General features: G+C 66.5%; 24 protein-coding genes. 13 read left to right on the top strand and 11 right to left on the bottom strand.

Annotated features, from left to right (window positions below):
- Positions 1-252: 252 nt before the first annotated feature.
- The 3 genes from prmC to speB form a co-directional block, all read right to left on the bottom strand.
- Positions 253-1,077 carry a peptide chain release factor N(5)-glutamine methyltransferase gene (prmC, locus tag B4A72_RS02200; RefSeq protein ID WP_292951829.1) on the bottom strand — a complete coding sequence of 275 codons (825 nt, stop codon included), beginning with the start codon at positions 1,075-1,077 and terminating at the stop codon, positions 253-255.
- Positions 1,074-2,129: a peptide chain release factor 1 gene (gene prfA / locus B4A72_RS02205; RefSeq protein ID WP_292978034.1), complete on the bottom strand. Its 1,056-nt coding sequence runs from the start codon at positions 2,127-2,129 to the stop codon at positions 1,074-1,076. Before prfA ends, prmC begins: the two co-directional genes overlap by 4 nt.
- A gap of 107 nt (positions 2,130-2,236) precedes the next feature.
- The gene (gene speB, locus B4A72_RS02210; protein WP_292978035.1) at positions 2,237-3,196 is read right to left on the bottom strand and encodes an agmatinase; all 960 of its coding nucleotides are present in this window, start codon (positions 3,194-3,196) and stop codon (positions 2,237-2,239) included.
- A gap of 225 nt (positions 3,197-3,421) precedes the next feature.
- On the opposite strand from speB, the gene rpsF reads away from it, so the two are divergent.
- From rpsF to bmt, 4 genes are all read left to right on the top strand, one after another.
- Positions 3,422-3,799, top strand: coding sequence for a 30S ribosomal protein S6 (gene rpsF, locus B4A72_RS02215; protein ID WP_292951820.1), 378 nt, complete (start codon positions 3,422-3,424; stop codon positions 3,797-3,799).
- Positions 3,800-3,812: 13 nt separating this feature from the next.
- Complete coding sequence (gene rpsR, locus B4A72_RS02220) at positions 3,813-4,040, top strand: 30S ribosomal protein S18 (protein WP_037205280.1); 228 nt, start codon at positions 3,813-3,815, stop codon at positions 4,038-4,040.
- 12 nt (positions 4,041-4,052) lie between these two features.
- Positions 4,053-4,637 (top strand): 50S ribosomal protein L9, encoded by a 585-nt coding sequence (rplI, locus tag B4A72_RS02225; RefSeq protein WP_292951809.1) that lies wholly within the window; start codon positions 4,053-4,055, stop codon positions 4,635-4,637.
- Between the two features lie 166 nt (positions 4,638-4,803).
- The gene (gene bmt / locus B4A72_RS02230) at positions 4,804-5,814 is read left to right on the top strand and encodes a betaine--homocysteine S-methyltransferase (protein ID WP_292951908.1); all 1,011 of its coding nucleotides are present in this window, start codon (positions 4,804-4,806) and stop codon (positions 5,812-5,814) included.
- On the opposite strand, the gene B4A72_RS02235 is transcribed toward bmt, so the two are convergent.
- Complete coding sequence (locus B4A72_RS02235; protein WP_292951806.1) at positions 5,811-7,001, bottom strand: winged helix-turn-helix domain-containing protein; 1,191 nt, start codon at positions 6,999-7,001, stop codon at positions 5,811-5,813. The two genes, bmt and B4A72_RS02235, sit on opposite strands and share 4 nt — an antisense overlap.
- A 27-nt stretch (positions 7,002-7,028) precedes the next feature.
- Positions 7,029-8,108 (bottom strand): PA0069 family radical SAM protein, encoded by a 1,080-nt coding sequence (locus B4A72_RS02240; protein ID WP_292951803.1) that lies wholly within the window; start codon positions 8,106-8,108, stop codon positions 7,029-7,031.
- Between the two features lie 143 nt (positions 8,109-8,251).
- Here B4A72_RS02240 and B4A72_RS02245 point away from each other — a divergent pair, with 143 nt between their 5' ends.
- Positions 8,252-8,956 carry a corrinoid protein gene (locus B4A72_RS02245; protein ID WP_292951800.1) on the top strand — a complete coding sequence of 235 codons (705 nt, stop codon included), beginning with the start codon at positions 8,252-8,254 and terminating at the stop codon, positions 8,954-8,956.
- Between the two features lie 104 nt (positions 8,957-9,060).
- Complete coding sequence (gene yghU, locus B4A72_RS02250; RefSeq protein ID WP_292951797.1) at positions 9,061-9,930, top strand: glutathione-dependent disulfide-bond oxidoreductase; 870 nt, start codon at positions 9,061-9,063, stop codon at positions 9,928-9,930.
- A gap of 53 nt (positions 9,931-9,983) precedes the next feature.
- On the opposite strand, the gene ilvC is transcribed toward yghU, so the two are convergent.
- Positions 9,984-11,006 carry a ketol-acid reductoisomerase gene (gene ilvC, locus B4A72_RS02255; protein ID WP_292951794.1) on the bottom strand — a complete coding sequence of 341 codons (1,023 nt, stop codon included), beginning with the start codon at positions 11,004-11,006 and terminating at the stop codon, positions 9,984-9,986.
- Between the two features lie 127 nt (positions 11,007-11,133).
- Here ilvC and B4A72_RS02260 point away from each other — a divergent pair, with 127 nt between their 5' ends.
- The 3 genes from B4A72_RS02260 to B4A72_RS02270 are packed head-to-tail and all read left to right on the top strand — an operon-like array spanning position 11,134 to position 12,843.
- On the top strand, positions 11,134-11,589 hold the full coding sequence (locus B4A72_RS02260; RefSeq protein ID WP_292951791.1) for an Lrp/AsnC family transcriptional regulator: 456 nt from the start codon (positions 11,134-11,136) through the stop codon (positions 11,587-11,589).
- Positions 11,586-12,053 (top strand): Lrp/AsnC family transcriptional regulator, encoded by a 468-nt coding sequence (locus B4A72_RS02265; RefSeq protein WP_292978036.1) that lies wholly within the window; start codon positions 11,586-11,588, stop codon positions 12,051-12,053. The genes B4A72_RS02260 and B4A72_RS02265 overlap by 4 nt, the downstream gene beginning before the upstream one ends.
- Positions 12,054-12,105: 52 nt before the next feature.
- Complete coding sequence (locus B4A72_RS02270) at positions 12,106-12,843, top strand: MauE/DoxX family redox-associated membrane protein (protein WP_292951785.1); 738 nt, start codon at positions 12,106-12,108, stop codon at positions 12,841-12,843.
- On the opposite strand, the gene B4A72_RS02275 is transcribed toward B4A72_RS02270, so the two are convergent.
- From B4A72_RS02275 to B4A72_RS02295, 5 genes are all read right to left on the bottom strand, one after another.
- Positions 12,840-13,685, bottom strand: coding sequence for a DMT family transporter (locus B4A72_RS02275; RefSeq protein WP_292951782.1), 846 nt, complete (start codon positions 13,683-13,685; stop codon positions 12,840-12,842). The genes B4A72_RS02270 and B4A72_RS02275 overlap by 4 nt on opposite strands.
- 44 nt (positions 13,686-13,729) lie before the next feature.
- Complete coding sequence (gene ilvD / locus B4A72_RS02280) at positions 13,730-15,568, bottom strand: dihydroxy-acid dehydratase (protein WP_292978037.1); 1,839 nt, start codon at positions 15,566-15,568, stop codon at positions 13,730-13,732.
- Positions 15,569-15,672: 104 nt separating this feature from the next.
- The gene (locus B4A72_RS02285) at positions 15,673-15,987 is read right to left on the bottom strand and encodes a DMT family transporter (protein ID WP_292951776.1); all 315 of its coding nucleotides are present in this window, start codon (positions 15,985-15,987) and stop codon (positions 15,673-15,675) included.
- A gap of 163 nt (positions 15,988-16,150) precedes the next feature.
- Positions 16,151-17,359 (bottom strand): UbiH/UbiF family hydroxylase, encoded by a 1,209-nt coding sequence (locus B4A72_RS02290; protein ID WP_292951773.1) that lies wholly within the window; start codon positions 17,357-17,359, stop codon positions 16,151-16,153.
- Positions 17,350-18,075, bottom strand: coding sequence for a pyrimidine 5'-nucleotidase (locus B4A72_RS02295; protein ID WP_292951906.1), 726 nt, complete (start codon positions 18,073-18,075; stop codon positions 17,350-17,352). Before B4A72_RS02295 ends, B4A72_RS02290 begins: the two co-directional genes overlap by 10 nt.
- Positions 18,076-18,139: 64 nt before the next feature.
- On the opposite strand from B4A72_RS02295, the gene B4A72_RS02300 reads away from it, so the two are divergent.
- The 4 genes from B4A72_RS02300 to B4A72_RS02315 all read left to right on the top strand — a co-directional run.
- Positions 18,140-18,766, top strand: coding sequence for a GntR family transcriptional regulator (locus B4A72_RS02300; RefSeq protein WP_292951770.1), 627 nt, complete (start codon positions 18,140-18,142; stop codon positions 18,764-18,766).
- Entirely contained in the window at positions 18,759-19,061 is a 303-nt protein-coding gene (locus B4A72_RS02305; protein WP_292951767.1) for a hypothetical protein, read from the top strand. The genes B4A72_RS02300 and B4A72_RS02305 overlap by 8 nt, the downstream gene beginning before the upstream one ends.
- Positions 19,062-19,064: 3 nt before the next feature.
- Entirely contained in the window at positions 19,065-19,688 is a 624-nt protein-coding gene (locus B4A72_RS02310) for a DNA-3-methyladenine glycosylase family protein (RefSeq protein WP_292978038.1), read from the top strand.
- A partial coding sequence (locus B4A72_RS02315) for an alpha/beta hydrolase (RefSeq protein ID WP_292978039.1) occupies positions 19,685-20,313 on the top strand: 629 nt, incomplete at its 3' end. The genes B4A72_RS02310 and B4A72_RS02315, both read left to right, overlap by 4 nt.

The raw sequence follows: 20,313 nt of genomic DNA on the forward strand, positions 1-20,313 counted from the left end.
CACTCTGTCTGTCAGTGGTTCCAGTTTGGTCTGGACGGCGTTGCGGGCGGCATCTGCGGCGAAAGACGCCATACCGTTCAACCCGGCCTTGCACCTGACGGCACGCGGCGCGCGCCAGTCGGTTTCGGCTGTGTCAGGCTGACCCGTGCGGTGGCTTGTCGGCCCCGGCACGATGCCGACTAACCATGCGCGACCGGCCGATACAAGGGAAAACTTGTCCGATTTCCCGCAAAATCGCGACAACCTGCCGTTTCAGGGCTGGAAACCGGCCAGAACGACACGATCCCGCCCATCCAGATCGCGGATCAGGCGGGTTTGCGCCCCGGCCTCGCGGAACAGGCCGGCGACATCGGGCCCCTGGGCAGGCCCGATTTCGACCAGAACATGTCCACCCTCGGTCAGTCGGTCCGCCGCCCCGGCGGCAATGATGCGATAGGCGGCCAGCCCGTCGCCGCCATCTGTCAGGGCGCAATGCGGCTCCCACTGCCGGACATCAGGGGCCAGATCGTCCATCTCGTGCAGCGCAAGATAGGGTGGGTTCGACACGATCAGGTCGAAACGTCCGACAATGCCGTCATACCAGTCGGCCCGCATGAACGATGCCGGCACGCCATTCATCTGGGCATTGGTCCGCGCCACGTCAAGCGCGGCCTGGGAAATGTCGGTGCCCGTCCCTGCCGTGCCGGGCCGTGCCGCCAGCAACGAGATCAGGATCGCGCCGGTGCCGGTGCCCATGTCCAGCAGGTTGCGCCACGGCAGATCCAGCGCCGCCCGAACCAGGGTTTCGGTCTCGGGGCGTGGGTCCAGCGTGTCGCGGGTGACCCGGAAGCGATGGGCGTAGAAGTCGCGAAAGCCCACGATCTGCGCAACCGGTTGCCGCGCGGCGCGGGCGGCGATGTCACGATCAAGACGCGCGATCTCGACCGGGTTCAGATCGCGGTCGTCGACAAGGCGCAAACGCTGCGGCGCGAATCCCAGGATGGCGGCAAGGATGCGATCGGCATCGCGCGCGCCGCCCTCGATACCGGCGGCACGCAGCGCGGCCGCGGCCGCGCGCCGGGCCTGCGACAGTTTCATGCTTCGGCGGCCAGCCGCGCCGCCTGGTCATGGGCGGTCAGCGCGTCGATGATCTCGGCCAGATCACCGGCCATCACCCTGTCCAGTGCATAGAGCGTCAGGTTGATCCGATGATCGGTCATCCGCCCCTGGGGAAAATTGTAGGTGCGGATACGCTCGCTTCGATCGCCGCTGCCGACCTGCGACTTGCGGTCGGCGGCGCGGTCGGCATCGGCCTTCTGGCGCTGCATGTCATAAAGGCGGGCCCGCAGCACGGCCATTGCATTGGCGCGGTTCTGATGCTGCGACTTCTCGCTGCTGGTGACGACGATTCCGGTCGGCAGATGGGTGATCCGCACGGCCGAATCGGTCGTGTTGACATGCTGCCCGCCCGCCCCCGAGGCGCGCATCGTGTCGATGCGGATATCGCCCGCCGGAATGTCGATATCGGCATCCTCGGCGGCTTCGGGCAGGACGGCCACGGTGGCGGCGCTGGTATGGATGCGACCGCCGCTTTCGGTTGCGGGAACACGCTGGACGCGGTGAACGCCGGATTCGTATTTGAGCCTGGCGAACACGCCTTCGCCGGCGATCCGGGCGACGGCCTCCTTGACCCCGCCCAGTTCCGTTTCGGCCAGTTCGAGAACCTGGAAATCCCAGCCTTGCGCCTCGGCGTGGCGGCGATACATGGCCAGCAGATCGCCCGCGAACAACGCGGCCTCGTCGCCGCCCGTGCCGGGCCGGATTTCGAGGATCGCGGGCCGCGCGTCGGCCGCGTCTCGCGGCAGCAGCGCGATCCGCAGCTTCTGTTCCAGCGCGGGCAGCGCCTCGCGCAGTCGGGCCACTTCGTCCTCGGCCAGTTCGCGCATTTCGGGATCGGCCAGCATCGCCTGCGCCTCGGCCATGCCCTCGCGCGCCGTCCGCCATGCCGCGATCTCGTCGACGACCGGTTTCAGCTCGGCATATTCGCGGCTGATCTCGGCGATCCTGGCAGGCTCGGCCCCCGCGTTCAGCCGCGCTTCGAGAAACTCGAAACGCTGAACGATCTGGACAAGGCGGTCTTCGGGAAGCATCCGAACCGCTTACCCAAGCCAGACGGTATCGGCAAGCGACCCGTCCTGTCTCGGTCCTCAAATATCCGCAGGTCCGTGGGCTGGCCGCCGGCCATCGCGGGACGCAATCAGCGCCGGGTCCAGCCGTAAAGCGCGATCAACTCCATCGCGACATGGGCGCCGGCCACCGCCGTCGCGCCGGTCGTGTCATAGGGGGGTGAGACTTCGACCACGTCGCCGCCGATCAGGTCCACACCCGCCAGGCCGCGCAGCAGCGCCGCCGCCTGCCAACTGGCCAGCCCGCCCCAGACCGGGGTTCCCGTGCCCGGCGCGAAGGCCGGGTCCAGCGCATCGATGTCGAAGGTGACATAGACCGGACGATCTGCTACCGCCTCGCGGATGCGGATCTGCGTGGCGTCGATGCCGTCGCGATGGACTCCGGGCGCATCCAGGATGGTCACGCCCAGCGTGTCGGGATTTTCCGTGCGGATGCCGATGCTGACGCTGGACGCGGGATCGACCACGCCTTCGCGGATTGCCTTGTAGAGAAAGGTGCCGTGGTCGATCCGGTCCGGATCGTCATCGACCCAGGTGTCGGAATGGGCGTCGAACTGGATCAGCGCCACTGGCCCGCGCCGGGCCGCGACCGCGCGCAGGATCGGCAGGGTGATGAAGTGATCGCCGCCCAGCGTCACGGGCGCGGCCCCGGCATCCAGGATCTTGCCCACATGCGCCTCGATCCGGGCCGGCACCTCGCGGATATTGGCGTAATCGAAGGCCATGTCACCGTGATCCACGACGCTCAGCAGGCTCAGCGGATCATAGCCCCAGCCATAGGGCGGATCATAGGGTTGCAGGGTCGATGCCTCGCGGATCGCGCGCGGGCCAAAACGGGTGCCGGGACGATTCGTCACCGCCTGATCGAAGGGGATGCCGGTCACGGCAAGATCGACGCCCGCCAGATCCTTGGCATAGCGGCGACGCAGGAAACTGGTCGCGCCGCCAAAGGCATTCTCGTAGGACAGGCCGCGCGCATCGTCGCGCGTGAACGCCTGATCGACCTGGGTCTTCGCATCTTCCAGCGCCATCCGCCGCCTCCTGTCTGCTGTCCCCGCCACGATGCCGGCGCGCGGCGGGCTCGGCAAGGGGCGGACTGGCCCACACGCGCGGCACCGAATCGCCTTGCATCCGCAGCATTCCCGGCTATAAGGCCGCATCCTTCCGCCGAGACATGCAATCCGCGCAACCTCTCGTGGCGGGCGCGGAAGGTCGAAGCCCGCCTATGAAGTGCGCCCGAACCCGAAAGGATCGCCATGCCTCTTTACGAGCATGTGCTGATCGCCCGTCAGGACCTGTCGAACACGCAGGCCGAAGGGCTGATCGAACATTTCTCGACCGTTCTCGCCGATAATGGCGGCAAGGTCGTGGACAACGAATACTGGGGTGTGCGCACCCTCGCCTACAAGATCAACAAGAACCGCAAGGGCCATTACGCCTTCCTGCGCAGCGACGCCCCCTCGGACGCCGTGCAGGAAATGGAGCGACTGGCCCGGCTGCATGACGATGTGATGCGCGTGATGACCATCCGCGTGGACCAGCACGAGGAAGGTCCCTCGATCCAGATGCAGAAGCGCGAAGAGCGCGGCGACCGCCGGGGCGGCGATCGCGGCGACCGTCGCGACCGGAACTGAGGAGATCAGAAAAATGGCGAACAAACCGTTCTTCCGTCGTCGCAAGGTCTGCCCGTTCTCGGGCGATAACGCGCCGAAGATCGACTACAAGGATACCCGTCTGCTGCAACGCTATATCAGCGAACGCGGCAAGATCGTGCCCTCGCGCATCACCGCCGTCTCGGCCAAGAAGCAGCGTGAGCTGGCCCGCGCGATCAAGCGCGCCCGCTTTCTTGCCCTGCTTCCCTATGCCGTGAAGTAAGGAGACCGGAACATGCAAGTCATCCTGCTGGAACGCGTGGCCAAGCTGGGCCAGATGGGCGAAGTGGTGAAGGTGAAAGAGGGTTATGCCCGCAACTTCCTGCTGCCCCAGGGCAAGGCGCTGCGCGCATCCGACGCCAACATCGCTGCCTTCGAGGATCGCAAGATCCAACTGGAAGCACGCAATTCCGAAACCAGGGCCGAGGCCGAAAAGATCGCCAAGTCGCTGGACGGCAAGACCTTCGTGGTCATCCGCTCGGCTTCGGATGCCGGCGCGCTTTACGGGTCGGTGACGACTCGCGACGTGGCCGACACCGCGACCGAGGCGGGTTTCAGCATCGACCGCAAGCAGGTCGTGCTGGGCAACCCGATCAAGGATCTGGGTCTGCACGTCGTCAACGTCGTGCTGCACCCCGAAGTCACCGCCGACGTGACCCTGAACGTCGCCCGCTCGCCCGAAGAGGCCGAGCTTCAGGCGCAGGGCAAATCGATCCAGGACCTGGCGGCCGAAGCCGATGCCGAAGCCGAATTCGAGATCTCGGAGCTGTTCGACGATATCGGCGGCGCATCGGACGAAGACGACGCGGAAGATCGCTGATCTTTCCTCCGCGAATACACAAAGATCGAAGCCGCGTCGGGAAACCGGCGCGGTCTTTCATTCGTTCGGTCGGAAATTGTGTCCGGGCGGATCTGCTTCTAGCATGGACCAGTTGACATGTGACCGTCCCCGGACGGTTTTCGCCCCGATGACCGAGGTTAGAGAAATGACCGATCCGCTGAGCCGACTTCTGGACCAAAACGACTGGCTGCTGGCCGATGGCGCGACCGGGACCAACCTGTTCAACATGGGACTGGAATCGGGCGAGCCGCCGGAATTGTGGAATGTCGATCAGCCCGACAGGATCCGCGCGCTGTATCGCGGCGCGGTCGAGGCCGGGTCCGACCTGTTCCTGACCAATTCCTTCGGCGGCAATGCCAGCCGCCTGAAGCTGCACAAGGCCCAGGGCCGGGTGGCCGAACTGAACCGCGCAGCGGCCGAACTGGGGCGCGAGGTGGCCGACAGGGCGGGCCGGGCGGTAATCGTCGCCGGCAGCATCGGCCCCACGGGCGAGATCATGGCGCCCATGGGAACCCTGACCCGCGAGGCCGCGGTCGAGATGTTCCACGAACAGGCCGAGGCTCTGAAGGACGGGGGTGCGGACGTTCTCTGGGTCGAGACGATCAGCGCCTTCGAGGAATTCGGCGCCGCGGCCGAGGCCGCGAGGCTGGCCGGGATGCCCTGGTGCGGCACGATGAGCTTCGACACCGCCGGCCGTACGATGATGGGCGTGACTTCGGCCGAGCTGGCCGCCTCGGTCGAAAAGCTGGCCAATCCGCCCGTCGCCTATGGCGCGAATTGCGGCGTCGGCGCCGCCGATCTGCTGCGGACGGTGACGGGTTTCGCCGCCTCGGGCAACGAGCGCCCGCTTATCGCCAAGGGCAATGCCGGGATACCGCGATTCGAGGCGGGTCACATCCATTACGACGGCACGCCGGATTTGATGGCCGATTACGCCTGCCTCGCCCGCGATCTGGGCGTCAGGATCATCGGCGGCTGCTGCGGCACCATGCCCGATCACCTGCGCGCCATGCGCGAGGCGCTGGAAACCCGCCCGCGCGGCGATCGCCCCTCGCTGGAAACCATTGCGTCACAGCTGGGCGGGTTCAGTTCGTCCAGCGACGGCACCGGCGAGGGCGGTCCCGTGCGCGAGCGGCGCGGCCGCCGGCGCGGCTAGCGCAGCCAGTTCGCGGCAAAAGTCACCTCATCTGCCGCAGCCAGATGCCGGACCCGGTCCAGTTCCGCCGACAGCCCGGCCATGCGTGCCTTGCCCATCCGCACCCCGGTTTCGGGCCAGAAGGCGCGAACCGCCAGCGTCCTGCCCTCGCGTTTCGCATCCAGCCGCCCGATCAGGCGATCACCCTGCATGACCGGAAAGACGTAATAGCCGAATCGCCGCTGCGTTTCGGGCACGAAGATCTCGATCCGGTAGTGGAAACCGAACAGCCTCTCGGCGCGGGTCCGGTCGCGCAGGGCCGGATCGAAGGGCGACAGCAGCCGCACGCGATTGGACGGCTCGGGCAGCGACCGGGCCGCGTCCAGCATTGCCGGCGACGTCAGACTGCGGCGGCGCGACCCATCGGCCATTTCCACATCAACCTCGATGATGCGGCCCCGCGCCAGCGCCCCGGCGCACCATGATTTCGCCTCGGCGGGGGTGGCAATGGCAAAGAAGGCGGCCAGTTCGCCGCTGCTGGCAAAGCCCAGCCGCGACAGCGCCCGAGACAGGGCCCAATCGACGATCTCGGCATCATCGAGCCGCCGGTTCAGATGCTCGGCCGGGATAACCCGCTGGGCCAGGTCGTAATACTTGCGAAAGCCCGCGCGGTGGCAGATTGCCAGCCGACCCGACCGCCACAGGAATTCCAGCGCGGTCTTCGAGGGATGCCATTCCCACCAGCCTGACGAGGCTTTCTTGTCGCCGCCGCCCACCTCCAGGGACGAGGCCGGCCCATGATCGGCCACCTGTTGCAGAACCCCGTCAATCTCGGCGTCCCAACCCTTGCCGCGCCACCCCGGCCAGCGCAGGCGCATCCGCGCCTCGTCGCGCGCGAATTTCAGCCGCCACATCGGGTAGAACTGCATCGGGATGACCGAGGCGTCATGGGTCCAGTGTTCGAATGCCGAGCGGCGGTGCGAGACCAGGCGCGACAGGCCCCGCGGCCGGTATTGCCCGCGCCGGGACCACAGGATCAGGTCATGGGCGCGGGCCAGGGTGTTGACGCTGTCCACCTGCACGAAGCCCAGATCGTCCAGCACCGATTGCAGATCGGCGCCCTGGCCGGGGCCGGATGCCGGGCGCAGCAGCAGATGCCGGTCCAGAAACAGGCGGCGGGCGGTCTGATTGTCCAGAAACGGGCGCATCGGGTCACTCTGGCGCGATCGCGCGCGTCAGAACAGGGACAATTGATCGCCCGCACGCGGCGGCGGCCCGAAGCGCGAACAATCCAGCGGCGGGCTGCCCTCGCGATAGCCCAGTCGCTTGCGCGCCAGGCGAAAGCGTTGCAAGGCCAGTTGCGCCTCGACCCCCTCGCCCTTGAAGCGGTGACCGAAGCGCGGATCGTTGTCGCGTCCGCCCCGCATCGCCTGGACCCGGTTCATGATATGGGCGGCCATGCCGGGACGGTGACGTTCCAGCCAGTCGCGGAACAGCGGCGCGACCTCGTAGGGCAGGCGCAGCGGGATCATGCTGGCGGTGGTCGCGCCGGCCTCGCGCGCGGCAGTCAGGATCGCCTCGATCTCGGGTTCGGTCAGGACCGGGATCACGGGCGCGACCATGACCCGCACCGGCACGCCCGCCCGCGACAATTCGCGGATCATCCGCAACCGGGTCGCGGGTGCGGGCGCGCGCGGCTCCATCGCGCGGGCCAGATCCTGCTGCAGCGTGGTGATGCTGATGCCGACGGCCGCCTGATCCCTGGCCGCCATCTCGGCCCACAAGTCCAGGTCGCGCAGGACGGTCTGGCCGCGCGTCACCAGTGTCGCCGGATGATTCCAGTCCCGCAGCACCCGCAGGATACCGGGCATGATCGCCAGCTTCGCCTCGATCGGCTGATAGGGATCGGTATTGGTGCCAAGCGCGATCGGTGCGGGCCTGTAGGATGGGCGGGCCAGTTCGCGTTCCAGCAGCCGCGCGGCATCGGGCTTGGCGGTGATCCTGGTTTCGAAATCCAGCCCGGGCGACAGGCCCAGATAGGCGTGGCTCGGCCGCGCATAGCAATAGATGCAGCCGTGTTCGCAGCCGCGATAGGGATTGATCGACCGGTCGAACGAGATATCGGGCGAGGTGTTTCGGGTGATGATGCTGCGCGGCTGTTCGGTCACGACTTCGGTGCGCAGCAGCGTCTCGTCCTCGGGGATCTCCCAGCCGTCATGCTCGCGCGCGCGGCTATGGACCTCGAACCGGCCAACGGGCCGGGTATCGGCGCCGCGGGCCTTCAGACGCTCATCGGGATTTCTGGGCGGCAACATGCGGCAAATCTAGAACATTATGGCAACACTTTCCAGCGATTCGACACACAAGTCGCGCGCGGGATCCGCCATGTCGCTTTGCAGCTTTCCAATTTCGTCAAATCGCGTCCATTTCGCGGTGAAACGCATCAGGAGTCGTGCCGATGGCCCAGAACGACGACGAGATCATCCTGTCCGAACTGGATGACGACGAGCTTGTCCAGCAGATGATGGACGACCTCTATGACGGTCTGAAGGACGAGATCGAGGAAGCCGTCCACATCCTGCTGGACCGTGGCTGGGCGCCCTATGACGTGCTGACCAAGGCGCTGGTCGCGGGCATGACCATCGTCGGCCATGATTTCCGCGACGGCATCCTGTTCGTGCCCGAAGTGTTGCTGGCGGCGGGTGCGATGAAGGGCGGCATGGCCATTCTGAAACCGCTTCTGGCCGAAACCGGCGCGCCGCGCATGGGCAAGATGGTGATCGGAACCGTCAAGGGCGACATCCACGACATCGGCAAGAACCTGGTCTCGATGATGATGGAGGGCGCCGGCTTCGAGGTGGTCGATCTGGGCATCAACAACCCGGTCGAGAATTATCTGGAAGCCATTGCGCGGGAAGAGGCCGACATCCTGGGCATGTCGGCCCTGCTGACCACCACCATGCCCTATATGAAGGTCGTGATCGACACGATGAAGGAAAGGGGTATTCGCGACGACTACATCGTGCTGGTCGGCGGCGCGCCCCTGAACGAGGAATTCAGCCGTGCCATCGGCGCCGACGCCTATTGCCGGGATGCGGCCGTCGCGGTGGAAACCGCCAAGACCTTCATCGCGCGCAGGCACAACCAGCTTTCGGCGGGTTGATGTCCTTCGGACGGGCGCACATGACCTGTGCGACGCCTTCACGTTGAACTTCGGCCGCGCGCATCACATCTTGGCTGCAACCACGGCAGCCGACAGGAGATGTGATGAACGACGACTACACCCCGCCGAAGGTCTGGACCTGGGAAAAGGAAAACGGCGGACAATTCGCCAGCACCAACCGACCGGTCGCCGGGCCGACCCATGACAAGCCCCTGCCCGTCGGCAAGCATCCCCTGCAGCTTTATTCGCTGGCCACGCCGAACGGGCAGAAGGTCACGATTCTGCTGGAGGAATTGCTGGAGGCCGGCAAATCCGCCGACTACGACGCCTGGCTGATCAGGATCGGCGATGGCGACCAGTTCGGCAGCGGTTTCGTCGAGGTGAACCCCAATTCGAAGATCCCCGCCCTGATGGATCATTCCGTGACGCCGCCGCGCCGCGTCTTCGAATCGGGCGCGATCCTGCTGTATCTGGCCGAAAAGTTCGATGCCTTCCTGCCGCATGACCCCAGCCTGAGGACCGAGACCCTGAACTGGCTGTTCTGGCAAATGGGTTCGGCCCCCTATCTGGGCGGCGGTTTTGGCCATTTCTATCATTATGCGCCAACGAAGATCGAATATGCGATCGACCGTTTCGCGATGGAGGTGAAACGCCAGCTTGACGTGCTGGACCGCCATCTGGCCGATCATCGTTTCATGGCGGGCGATGAATACACGATTGCCGATATGGCGATCTGGCCCTGGTATGGTCGGTTGATCAGAGGCGGCGCCTATGGCGACGCGGCAACCTTCCTTGACGGCGCCAGCTATACCAGCGTCGCCCGCTGGGAAGCCGAAATTGCCGCCCGCCCCGCCGTCAAACGCGGCATCATGGTGAACAGGACCTCGGGCGAGCCGTCCGGGCAGTTGTGGGAACGCCACGACGCATCGGATTTCGCGACCAGGACGCAGGACAAGCTGGATCCGCAGTCCTGACAGCGGAAAGCCCGGGACCGGCCCGGGCTTTCCCTGTTTTCCGTCCCCCGCGATCAGTTGCGGGCGCGATCCACCATCTTGCCCTTGCTGATCCAGGGCATCATCTCACGCAGCTTGGCGCCGACCTTTTCGATCTGGTGTTCGTCGTTGATCCGGCGCGTGGCCTTGAACGACGGCTGACCGACGCTGTTTTCCTGCATGAAATCGCGCACGAACTTGCCCGACTGGATGTCGCGCAGAACCGCCTTCATCCGCGCCTTGGTTTCGTCATAGGGCAGGATGCGCGGGCCGCTGACATATTCGCCGTATTCGGCCGTGTTGCTGATCGAATAGTTCATGTTGGCGATGCCGCCCTCATAGATCAGGTCCACGATCAGTTTTACCTCGTGCAGGCATTCGAAATAGGCCATCTCCGGCTCGTAGCCGGCCTCGACCAGCGTCTCGAATCCCATGCGGATCAGTTCGACCAGACCGCCGCACAGCACCGCCTGTTCGCCGAACAGGTCGGTCTCGCATTCCTCGCGGAAATTGGTCTCGATGATGCCCGAACGGCCGCCGCCGATGGCCGAGCAGTAGGACAGGCCCAGATCCATCGCCTTGCCCGACGCGTCGTTGTGCACCGCGACCAGGCATGGCACGCCGCCGCCCTTGACGTATTCGCCGCGCACGGTGTGGCCGGGGCCCTTGGGGGCCATCATGATCACATCGACACCGGGCTTCGGCTCGATCAGGCCGAAATGCACGTTCAGACCGTGGGCGAAGGCGATCGCTGCGCCCTCACGCAGATTGTCGTGAACGTGTTTCCGGTAGGTCTCGGCCTGCAATTCGTCCGGCATGGTGAACATGATCAGATCGCACCAGGCGGCTGCCTCGGCGATGCCCATGACCTTCAGGCCCTCAGCCTCGGCCTTCTTCGCCGAGGGGCTGCCCTCGCGCAGGGCGATGACGACGTTCTTGGCGCCGGAATCGCGCAGGTTCAGGGCATGGGCGTGGCCTTGCGACCCATAGCCCAGGATCGCGACCTTCTTGTCCTTGATCAGGTTCACGTCACAATCGCGGTCATAGTAAACACGCATCGGTTCTTCCTTTCCTCTCGATCAGCGGGTTTTACGATCAATCGGGACAAGACGTTTGGTCATTCTGATCGAAATATGGCAATAAAGCGCGAAGATCATGCCTGTTGACCCTTCATGTGAATAATTCATGCACGACGCCACCGACCGCCGCATCCTGCGCCATCTTCTGGCCGATCCCGACGCCCCGAACAGCGATCTGGCGCAGCGGGCGGGCGTCACGCAGGCCAGCTTGTGGCGGCGGCTGGACAGGATGCGCGCGACAGGGATCATCGCGGCGATCCAGGGCCGCATCGACTGGCGCGCGCTTGGCTACGAAGTGCAGGTCAGCCTGCGCTTCACGCTGGACAAGACCGATCCGCGCGCTTTCGACGACTTCATCGCCGCCGCCCGCGAGGTGCCCGAGGTCCTGGAAATCCAGACCTTCCTCGGCAGCGTCGATCTGCGTCTGTCGGTGATCGCGCGGGACATGGCGCATTGGCAGCAAATCTATCGCGACCGGATCCTGCGGCTACCGCATGTCTCGGACAGCGACGCGTTGATGCTGGTGTCGACGATCAAGGACAGCGTGGAGCTGGCGCTGTGAGCGACCTGGACCCGACCGATCTGGCGATCCTGCGCATCCTCGCCTCTGACGCGACCACAAGCGCCGCCCGGATCGGGCGCGCGGTCGGCATCGGCCAGCCCGCCGCATGGCGGCGCATCCGCAAGCTGACCGATCAGGGCATTCTTGCCGGGCGGCGCGTGGTGGTGGACAACACCGCCCTCGGTTTCGGGGTGTCGGTATTCCTGGGTGTGCGGCTTGCCACCAAGGGCCGAACAAGCCTGGAAGATTTCGAACGCGCCGTGACCGCGATCCCCGAGGTCCAGATCGTCCAGCACGTCCTTGGCCAGTTCGACTATCGCCTGCGCGTCACCGCCCGCGACATATCCGATTTCGAACGCATCCTGCGTCGCCGGATCATGACCCTGCCCGGCGTCGGGCAGGTCGAGGCGAATGTGATGCTGTCCGAAGAACGCCGACCGGGTCCGCTGGGCGCGCCCGACTGAACGAATCGCGGCCCGGTGCGTTGGACCCAAGGTTCAGTCCAAGGAGAATGCCATGGCCCGAAGCGCCGCCCTTTACCGAATGGTCATGCCCAAGCATCTCTGCCCCTATGGCCGCAAGTCCAAGTGGCTGCTGGAACATAACGGCTACCAGGTCGAGGATCACCCGCTGCGCACCCGCGAGGAAACCGACGATTTCATGCGGAAACATGAGGTCGAGACGACCCCGCAGGCCTGGATCGACGGCAAGCGGATCGGCGGTTATGATGATCTCCGTGCCTTCTTCGGCAAGCCTCTGCCTGACGCGGAAACAACCAGCTACACGCCGGTAATCGCCATCTTCGCCGTCTCGGCGCTGATCGCGCTGGCGATCTTCGCCTTCGCCGGCGGGCCGCTCTGGATGGTGCTGCCGCATTTCGCCGCAACCGCGATGGTCCTGCTGGGTCTGCAAAAACTGCAAGACGTGGAAAGTTTTTCCACGATGTTCCTGAACTACGATCTGCTGGCCCAGAAATGGGTGCCCTACGGCTATGTTTATCCGTTTCTCGAAACCGGCGCGGGACTGCTGATGATCGCGGGGCTGCTGCCCTGGCTGTCCGGCCCCGTGGCCTTGTTCATCGGCTGTTTCGGCGCATGGTCGGTCTTTCGCGCCGTCTATATCGAGAAACGCGAACTGAAATGCGCCTGCGTCGGCGGCAACAGCAACGTGCCGCTGGGCTTCGTGTCGCTGACCGAAAATCTGGTGATGATCGCCATGGGCCTGTTCACGCTGACGCGGCTATTTGTGATCTAGGCCCGTCGGTCGCGATGCAGGATATACAGGCCCGAGCCGAGGATGATGGCAGTGCCGATCCAGGTCCAGGCATCAGGCAGGCTGCCGAAAAAGATCAGGCCGACAAGGGTCGCGCCGACGATTTCCAGATATTGCAGCGGCGCCAGCGTGCTGGCCTCGCAGCGGCTGAAGGCGAAGGTGATCAGCAGGAAGGCCGCCGCGAACAATATCGCCGCAGCAGGGACGGCCAGTTGCACCCAGACCGGTGCCAGGAAATACGAAGGCCCGCCACGGCCGGACAAGGCGGCCGTCAGCGCGGCAAGAGCGGCCAGCAGGGCCGCCGTCAGCGTCGCGCCGATCTGGAGGCTCAGCGCCGATTGCCGCATGCTGGCGCGCCGCAGCACGATCATGTTCGCCGCATAGGCCAGCGCCGCCAGGGCCGGCATCAGGGCGACCGGGCCGAAGATCTGGAAATTCGGCCGGATCACGATCAGCGCGCCGATCAATCCCACGCCGACCGCGACCAGCCGACGCGGGCCGGGCACCTCGCCCAGAAACGGTCCGGCCAGCAGGGTCAGCAGCAGCGGTTCGACGAAGAAGATCGCGATGGCGGTGGCAATCGGCATCCGCTGGAAGGCCGAGATCAGCAGAAACGAGATTGTGATCAGCAACAGGCCAGAGAACACCGCCGCCCCCGAGACCGGCGGACCGCCCAGCCTGCGCCGCGCCAGGATGGCGACGGGGCCGAACAGCATCCCGTTGGCGACGCTGCGCCACAAGGTGACCTCGAACGGTCCGGCAAAGCTCATCAAAGCCTTCGAGATCGCGTCGCCGGCCGGCAGGATCAGCATCGCCACGGCCATCGCCCCAAGGCCAAGCGCCCTTTGATCGTCAGACGCGGCCAATGCTATTCGGGCACCACCCGCACCGCGCCCCTGGCCGCGCTGGTGGTCATCGCGGCATAGGCGCGCAGCGCGGTCGAGACCTTGCGCCGGCGCGGTCTTGCAGGCTTCCAGCCCCACGCCTCGCGATCTTCCCGGCGGGCGGCCAGCGTGGCGTCATCGACCTCCAGCGCGATCACCCGGTTGGGAATGTCGATGCGGATCAGGTCTCCCTGTTCGACCAGACCGATCGTGCCGCCCTCGGCCGCCTCGGGCGAGACATGGCCGATCGACAGCCCCGATGAGCCGCCCGAGAACCGCCCGTCCGTGACCAGCGCACAGGCCTTTCCCAGCCCCTTCGATTTCAGGTAGCTGGTGGGATACAGCATTTCCTGCATGCCTGGTCCGCCCCGCGGCCCCTCATAGCGGATCAGCACGACCTCGCCTTCCCTGACCTTGCCGGTCAAGATGCCCGAAACCGCGTCATCCTGGCTTTCGAAAATATGCGCCGGACCGGTGAAGGTCAGGATCGATTCGTCCACGCCCGCCGTCTTCACGATGCAGCCATCCTCGGCCAGATTGCCATACAGGACAGCCAGCCCGCCATCGCGCGAAAAGGCGTGGGCGGCATCGCGGATCACGCCGCCCGCACGGTCCAGATCGACGCTGTCATAGCGGCGGTCCTGCGAAAAGGCGGTCTGCGTGGGCACGCCGCCGGGCGCGGCGCGATAGAAATCATGGACGGATGCGGCGTCCGTGCGCGCCACGTCCCAGCGGTCCAGCGCCCGTGCCAGCGTGCCGGAATGAACGTTGCCGACCGAGGTGTCCAGCAGCCCGGCCCGGTCCAGTTCGCCCAGGATCGCCATGATGCCGCCGGCGCGGTGGACATCTTCCATATGCACATCCGACTTGGCCGGTGCGACCTTGCACAGGACCGGCACCTGTCGCGACAGCTTGTCGATATCGGACATGGTGAAATCCACCTCGCCCTCATGCGCGGCGGCCAGCAGATGCAGCACGGTGTTCGTGGACCCGCCCATCGCGATATCCAGCGTCATCGCGTTCCTGAAGGCGTTGAATCCGGCGATGGAACGCGGCAGGACCGAGGCATCGTCGCCCTCGTAATACCGCCGCGCCAGATCGACGATCAGGTGTCCCGCCTCGACGAACAGCCGCCTGCGGTCGGCATGGGTGGCCAGGGTCGAGCCGTTGCCGGGCAGCGACAGGCCCAAGGCCTCGGTCAGGCAGTTCATCGAATTGGCGGTGAACATGCCCGAGCATGACCCGCAGGTCGGGCAGGCGGATCGTTCGATGGCGGCCACATCGGCCTCGGACACGCTGTCATCGGCGGCGGCGACCATGGCATCGACCAGATCCAGCGCCTTGACGCGGCCATCCTCCAGCACGACCTTGCCAGCCTCCATCGGCCCGCCCGAAACGAACACGACCGGGATGTTCAGCCGCAGCGCCGCCATCAGCATTCCCGGCGTGATCTTGTCGCAATTGCTGATGCAGATCATCGCGTCGGCGCAATGGGCATTGACCATGTATTCCACGCTGTCGGCGATGATCTCGCGCGAGGGCAGCGAATACAGCATCCCGTCATGGCCCATCGCAATCCCGTCATCGACGGCGATGGTGTTGAATTCCTTGGCGATGCCGCCGGCTGCCTCGACTTCGGCCGCGACCAGCTGGCCCAGATCCTTCAGATGGACATGGCCCGGCACGAACTGGGTGAAGCTGTTGACGATGGCGATGATGGGTTTGCCGAAATCCTCGTCCCGGACGCCTGTCGCGCGCCACAAGCCGCGTGCGCCAGCCATGTTGCGGCCATGGGTTGTGGTGCGGGAACGATAGGCGGGCATGGCTGATCTCCTGTGGCTGGCGGTCCTTTAACACCGCCTCTGCCGGAAGGAAATTGCCCTGTGCGACGTCTGGGCCGTGCCATCTGCCGCCCTGCCGGCAGGCGTCACGATGACAGCTTCATCACCAGAATGCCGGTCCCGATCAGCGCGGCCGCGGCCAGCCGGCCGGCGCTGACGGCCTCGCCGAACAGCGCGATTCCCAGCAAGAAACTGCCGATGGCACCGATCCCCGTCCAGACCATGTAGGCGGTGCCCAGCGGCAATTGCCGCATGGCAACCGCCAGCAGCCAGAACGAGCCGACCATTCCGGCCAGCATGATCGCGGTGGGCAGCGGGCGGGTCAGGCCGTGCGACTGCTTCATCGCAGCGGCCCAGACGATTTCCAGCAGACCGGCGATGATGAGAATGATCCAGGGCATGGCAACGACCTCAGGCGGGCCGGGTCGTCCCGGCAATGCAGATCATGAAGGCGAGGTCGTCCCCGGAACCAGCCAGATGGGTCCGGTTGGCGGCGCTTTCAAGGCCGTCCGCCGACGCCCCGTTCCGTTTCGCGGGGGGCCCTGCGCGGGCAAGCCGCGGGTTTCAGCGCAGCCCCAGACCGGCCCGCATCATCATCCGTCGCACCGGACCGATGCCATAAAGCCCGCCCAGTGCGGCCGCCCTGAGGTCGCGCAGCGGCCGCGCCTGCGCCTGGCTGGCGCGATTCAGCGCATCAATGCCCAGAAGCCTTGCATGGGCTTCGGGCCGACGGGAACGGTCATAGGCCGCAAGCCCTGCCGCATCGCCCGGCGCCGCGCGCATCAGATCCAGCAGCGCGGTCAGATCCGCCAGGCTCATGTTCAGTCCCTGCGCGCCGATCGGCGGCAGGACATGGGCTGCCTCGGCGATCAGCGCGGTGCGCGGGCCGCAGAACCGGTCCGCGATCTGGCTGATGATCGGCCATTCGGTCAGCCGTGTCGCCTGGGTCAGATGTCCCATGACCCCGGCCGAACGCGCGTTCAGGGCCGCCTCGAATTGCTCTGGCGGCAGCGCGGCCAGACGCGCGGTTTCGCGCCCGTTTTCCATCCAGACCACGGCTGAACAGGGCCGCCCGTCGCGATCGGACAGCGGCACCAGCGTGAAGGGACCGCCCGAGCGATGCACCTCGGTCGAGACGTTGCCGTGCGGCTGCTCATGCGTGACGGCGAATGCCAGCGCCTTCTGGCCATGGCGGAACGTCCGCACGCCGATGCCCAGGGCCTGCCGCACGGGTGAATCGCGCCCATCGGCGCCGATCAGCAGCCGGACGCGCAGGCGCCGACCATCGGTCAACGTGACCAGCGCCGCCTCGTCGCGCGCGACCACCCCGGCGGTGCCGGTTCCGGGCTGGAACCGCACGTTCTGCAACTGGCCCAGCCGGGCCGCAATCTCGCGGCGCAGCAACCAGTTGGGCAGGTTCCAGCCGAAAGGCGCGTCGCCGATCTCGGCGGCATCGAAATCGCGGATCAGCCGCGGCTCGGGGCGCGCGCCGCCCGCATCCACGATCCGCATGACCTGCAAGGGCGTCGCATGGGGCGCCAGCCGGTCCCAGAGTCCGATCCGCCGCAGCAGATCGACCGAAGGGGCCAGAAAGGCGGTGGTGCGCAGATCGGCCCCCGAGGCGCCTGCATCCGTGACCGGAGGCGCGGGATCGACGCACAGGACCGACAAGCCCTCGGCGCCGAACGCGGCCGCGGCGATCAGCCCGGCGATTCCGCCGCCCGAGACGAGGACATCGACCTCATCGGCGGCAGGTTTCCTGATCATCGACATCGGCGGCCCCGGACATTGCGATCCCGGCCGCCATTCTGCCCCGGCGGCTGCCCGGGGACAATCCGGCACAGGAACGCTTCGAGGTCGCCGATCCGGTGATCGACGTGATTGCCGATCTCGGCCTCGGGCGCGCTGTCGTTCGGACCGTGGCGCCCCGGCCCGACCAGAACCGTCCGCATCCCCAGCCGGTGCGGCACGCGCAGATTGCGCGGGTCGTCCTCGAAAAAGACGGCGCGGGCGGGGTCGATCCCGGCCATGTCGATCACCGCCTCGTAGGCGCGGGGATCGGGCTTGGGGTGGAAATGCGTCTCCTCGACGCCAAAGACAGCCTCGAAGACGTCCAGCCCCCGCGCCGCCAGAACCCTGGCGGCATAGGCGCTGTCGGCATTGGTATGGACGATCTTGCGCCCCGGAAGGGCCGCGATGGCGCGGGCCAGTCCGGGCGCGGGCACGAGGCCGGTGAAGTCGATGTCATGGACATGGCCCAGATAGGCGGCAGGGTCGATCGCATGTTCGGCCATCAGTCCGGCCAGCGTCGTGCCGTGCCGCATCCAGTAATCGCGGCGCAGCCGGTCGGCGGCCTCGCGTTCGACGGACAGCATGCGCATGACCCATTCGGTCATCCGCGCCTCGATCTGCGGGAACAGCGCCATCTCGGGCGGATAGAGCGTGTTGTCCAGATCGAAGATCCAGATATCGGCTTCGGCGAAATCCATGACCCTGCCTAGACCGGTATGCTCGCGCTTGCAATTCGCGCCGGCGCGGCCAATCGTGGCGCCCATGAAGGACGCCTATTCCCTGATCCTGACGGCCATCGAGGCCGGCACCTATCGCCCCGGCGACCGGCTGGTCGAATCCGAACTGGCCGAGCGGTTCGGCGTCAGCCGCACCCCGGTCCGCGAGGCCCTGCAACGGCTGGAGACGCAGGCAATGCTGGTCCGCGACGGACGCAGCCTGATCGTCGCCTCGCTGGATCACAACCAACTGGCCGAGCTTTACACCGTGCGCGCCGAACTGGAGGCGCTGGCCGCGCGCCTGGCCGCCCGCCACGCCACCCCCGAAGAGGTGCGCGTTCTGGCGCAGATGCTGGACGAGGATCAGAAATGCGTCCGCAACCCCGAGGCGCTGGCTCGCGCCAACAAGCGGTTTCACCACCAGATTCATCTGGCCTCGCACAACCGATACCTGGTGCAGCAACTGGACCTTGTCCATCGCAGCATGGCGCTGATGGCGCGCACCTCGCTGGCAGCCGAGGGCCGCAGCGAAACCGCGCTGGTCGAACATCGCCGGATCGTCGAGGCAATTGCGGCCGGCGATGGCGCGGCGGCGGATTCGGCCCTGCGCAGACATATCTCGATGGCCTGGGAGACAAGGCTGAAACTGGAGGCGCAGGCCGATCATGACTGAACCCCCGCTGATCATGGCCGAGGCCGATCCCAAGAACCTGATCCGCGAAAGCTTCCGCATCGAGGGAATCGGAATTGGCGAATGCCGATCGATCTTCGTGGACTGGGCCCTGTCGCTGCCTCCGGGCGTCGATGCGGTCCGGGCGATCCGGTTTCTGCTGGATCACTACGCGCCCAAGGCCGCGCCGGGCGATCAGCCCCATCCGATGGTCGGCGTTCTGGTCGAGGGCGCGCAGGCGCGGGCCGGGGGGCAGCCCCGGCGGCGCGGAGGTCGGGCGGCGCGGGTTCCCGGCTGAGAGATGCGGCTGATCGAGACCGAGGCCGATCTGGCCCTTGGCGCGGCCCATCTGGCGGCGGTCTGCCCGGTCTGGGCACGGGTGCTTCCGCGGCTTGGCCCGCTGCCGCTGCGCCGCAGCGGCGACGGCTTCGAGGCCATTGCCCAGGCCATTACCGGTCAGCAGATTTCGGTCGCGGCCGCTGCCTCGATCTGGGCGCGGATGCAGGCGGCGGGGCTGGTCGCGCCCGAGGCCATCGCGGCGGCCGATGACGATGCCCTGCGCGCAACCGGACTGTCGCGGCCCAAGCTGCGCTACCTGAAAGGGATCGCGAAAGCGGGCCTGGACTGGCAGGGGCTGCGCACGCTGTCCGATGACGGGGCCATCGCCGCGCTGGTCGCCCTGCCCGGAGTCGGGACATGGACGGCGGAGATCTATCTGAAATTCGCGCTCGGCCGGGCCGACGTGCTGGCCGCGGGCGATCTGGCGCTGCAAGAGGCCGCGCGCATGTTGTATGGGCTGGAGGCCCGTCCCGGCCCCGCCGCCCTGCGCGCGATGTCGCAGCCCTGGCGGCCCTGGCGCGCGGTTGCGGCGCGCGGGCTGTGGGCCTATTACCGGCAGGCCAAAGGACGCGAGGGAATTCGATGACCGACCTGACATCCGCCCGCAAGGGCCCCGAAAAGGCCGATGCCGTCGTGGTCTTCCTGCACGGCTACGGCGCCGATGGGGCCGATCTTCTGGGCCTTGCCGACCCGCTGTCGCCGCATCTGCCGGGCACGGCCTTCCATGCCCCCGACGCGCCGGAACGCAGCATCAACAATCCGATGGGCTATCAGTGGTTTCCGATCCCCTGGCTGGACGGCTCGACCGAGGCGCAGGCGCAAGCGGCAATGGGTCGGTCGATCACCGCGTTGAACGCTTTTCTGGACAGGGTTCTGGCCGATGAGGGGCTGGAAGCGGACCGCATGATCGTGATCGGCTTTTCGCAGGGCACGATGATGGCGCTGCATGTGCTGCCGCGCCGGGACGCCGAAGTGGCGGGCATCGTCGGCTTTTCCGGCCGGTTGCTGGTGCCCGAGATGCTGGAGGACGAGGCCCGCGTCAAGCCTCCGGTCCTGCTGATCCACGGCGACCAGGACCCGATGGTGCCGTTCCAGGACATGGGGCTGGCGGGCGATGCGCTGCAGGCCGCCGGGTTCGAGGTCTTCGCCCATGTCATGGAGGGCACCGGCCACGGCATTGCGCCGGACGGGCTGTCCGTGGCGCTGGCCTT

Origin of the sequence: Paracoccus sp. UBA5162, from assembly GCF_002413585.1 — a bacterium.
Classification (GTDB): domain Bacteria; phylum Pseudomonadota; class Alphaproteobacteria; order Rhodobacterales; family Rhodobacteraceae; genus Paracoccus.

Bases quoted from the DNA above. Each gene is read 5' to 3' on its own strand.
- rpsF (WP_292951820.1), top strand. From the start codon at position 3,422: ATGCCTCTTTACGAGCATGTGCTGATCGCCCGTCAGGACCTGTCGAAC.
- B4A72_RS02235 (WP_292951806.1), bottom strand. From the start codon at position 7,001: ATGCGCCCGTTTCTGGACAATCAGACCGCCCGCCGCCTGTTTCTGGAC.
- B4A72_RS02270 (WP_292951785.1), top strand. From the start codon at position 12,106: ATGGCCCGAAGCGCCGCCCTTTACCGAATGGTCATGCCCAAGCATCTC.
- yghU (WP_292951797.1), top strand. From the start codon at position 9,061: ATGAACGACGACTACACCCCGCCGAAGGTCTGGACCTGGGAAAAGGAA.
- rpsR (WP_037205280.1), top strand. From the start codon at position 3,813: ATGGCGAACAAACCGTTCTTCCGTCGTCGCAAGGTCTGCCCGTTCTCG.
- B4A72_RS02245 (WP_292951800.1), top strand. From the start codon at position 8,252: ATGGCCCAGAACGACGACGAGATCATCCTGTCCGAACTGGATGACGAC.
- B4A72_RS02240 (WP_292951803.1), bottom strand. From the start codon at position 8,108: ATGTTGCCGCCCAGAAATCCCGATGAGCGTCTGAAGGCCCGCGGCGCC.
- bmt (WP_292951908.1), top strand. From the start codon at position 4,804: ATGACCGATCCGCTGAGCCGACTTCTGGACCAAAACGACTGGCTGCTG.
- B4A72_RS02310 (WP_292978038.1), top strand. From the start codon at position 19,065: ATGCGGCTGATCGAGACCGAGGCCGATCTGGCCCTTGGCGCGGCCCAT.
- B4A72_RS02300 (WP_292951770.1), top strand. From the start codon at position 18,140: ATGAAGGACGCCTATTCCCTGATCCTGACGGCCATCGAGGCCGGCACC.
- ilvC (WP_292951794.1), bottom strand. From the start codon at position 11,006: ATGCGTGTTTACTATGACCGCGATTGTGACGTGAACCTGATCAAGGAC.
- B4A72_RS02295 (WP_292951906.1), bottom strand. From the start codon at position 18,075: ATGGATTTCGCCGAAGCCGATATCTGGATCTTCGATCTGGACAACACG.
- speB (WP_292978035.1), bottom strand. From the start codon at position 3,196: ATGGCGCTGGAAGATGCGAAGACCCAGGTCGATCAGGCGTTCACGCGC.
- ilvD (WP_292978037.1), bottom strand. From the start codon at position 15,568: ATGCCCGCCTATCGTTCCCGCACCACAACCCATGGCCGCAACATGGCT.
- B4A72_RS02260 (WP_292951791.1), top strand. From the start codon at position 11,134: ATGCACGACGCCACCGACCGCCGCATCCTGCGCCATCTTCTGGCCGAT.
- B4A72_RS02290 (WP_292951773.1), bottom strand. From the start codon at position 17,359: ATGTCGATGATCAGGAAACCTGCCGCCGATGAGGTCGATGTCCTCGTC.
- prmC (WP_292951829.1), bottom strand. From the start codon at position 1,077: ATGAAACTGTCGCAGGCCCGGCGCGCGGCCGCGGCCGCGCTGCGTGCC.
- prfA (WP_292978034.1), bottom strand. From the start codon at position 2,129: ATGCTTCCCGAAGACCGCCTTGTCCAGATCGTTCAGCGTTTCGAGTTT.
- B4A72_RS02275 (WP_292951782.1), bottom strand. From the start codon at position 13,685: ATGGCCGTGGCGATGCTGATCCTGCCGGCCGGCGACGCGATCTCGAAG.
- B4A72_RS02285 (WP_292951776.1), bottom strand. From the start codon at position 15,987: ATGCCCTGGATCATTCTCATCATCGCCGGTCTGCTGGAAATCGTCTGG.
- rplI (WP_292951809.1), top strand. From the start codon at position 4,053: ATGCAAGTCATCCTGCTGGAACGCGTGGCCAAGCTGGGCCAGATGGGC.
- B4A72_RS02305 (WP_292951767.1), top strand. From the start codon at position 18,759: ATGACTGAACCCCCGCTGATCATGGCCGAGGCCGATCCCAAGAACCTG.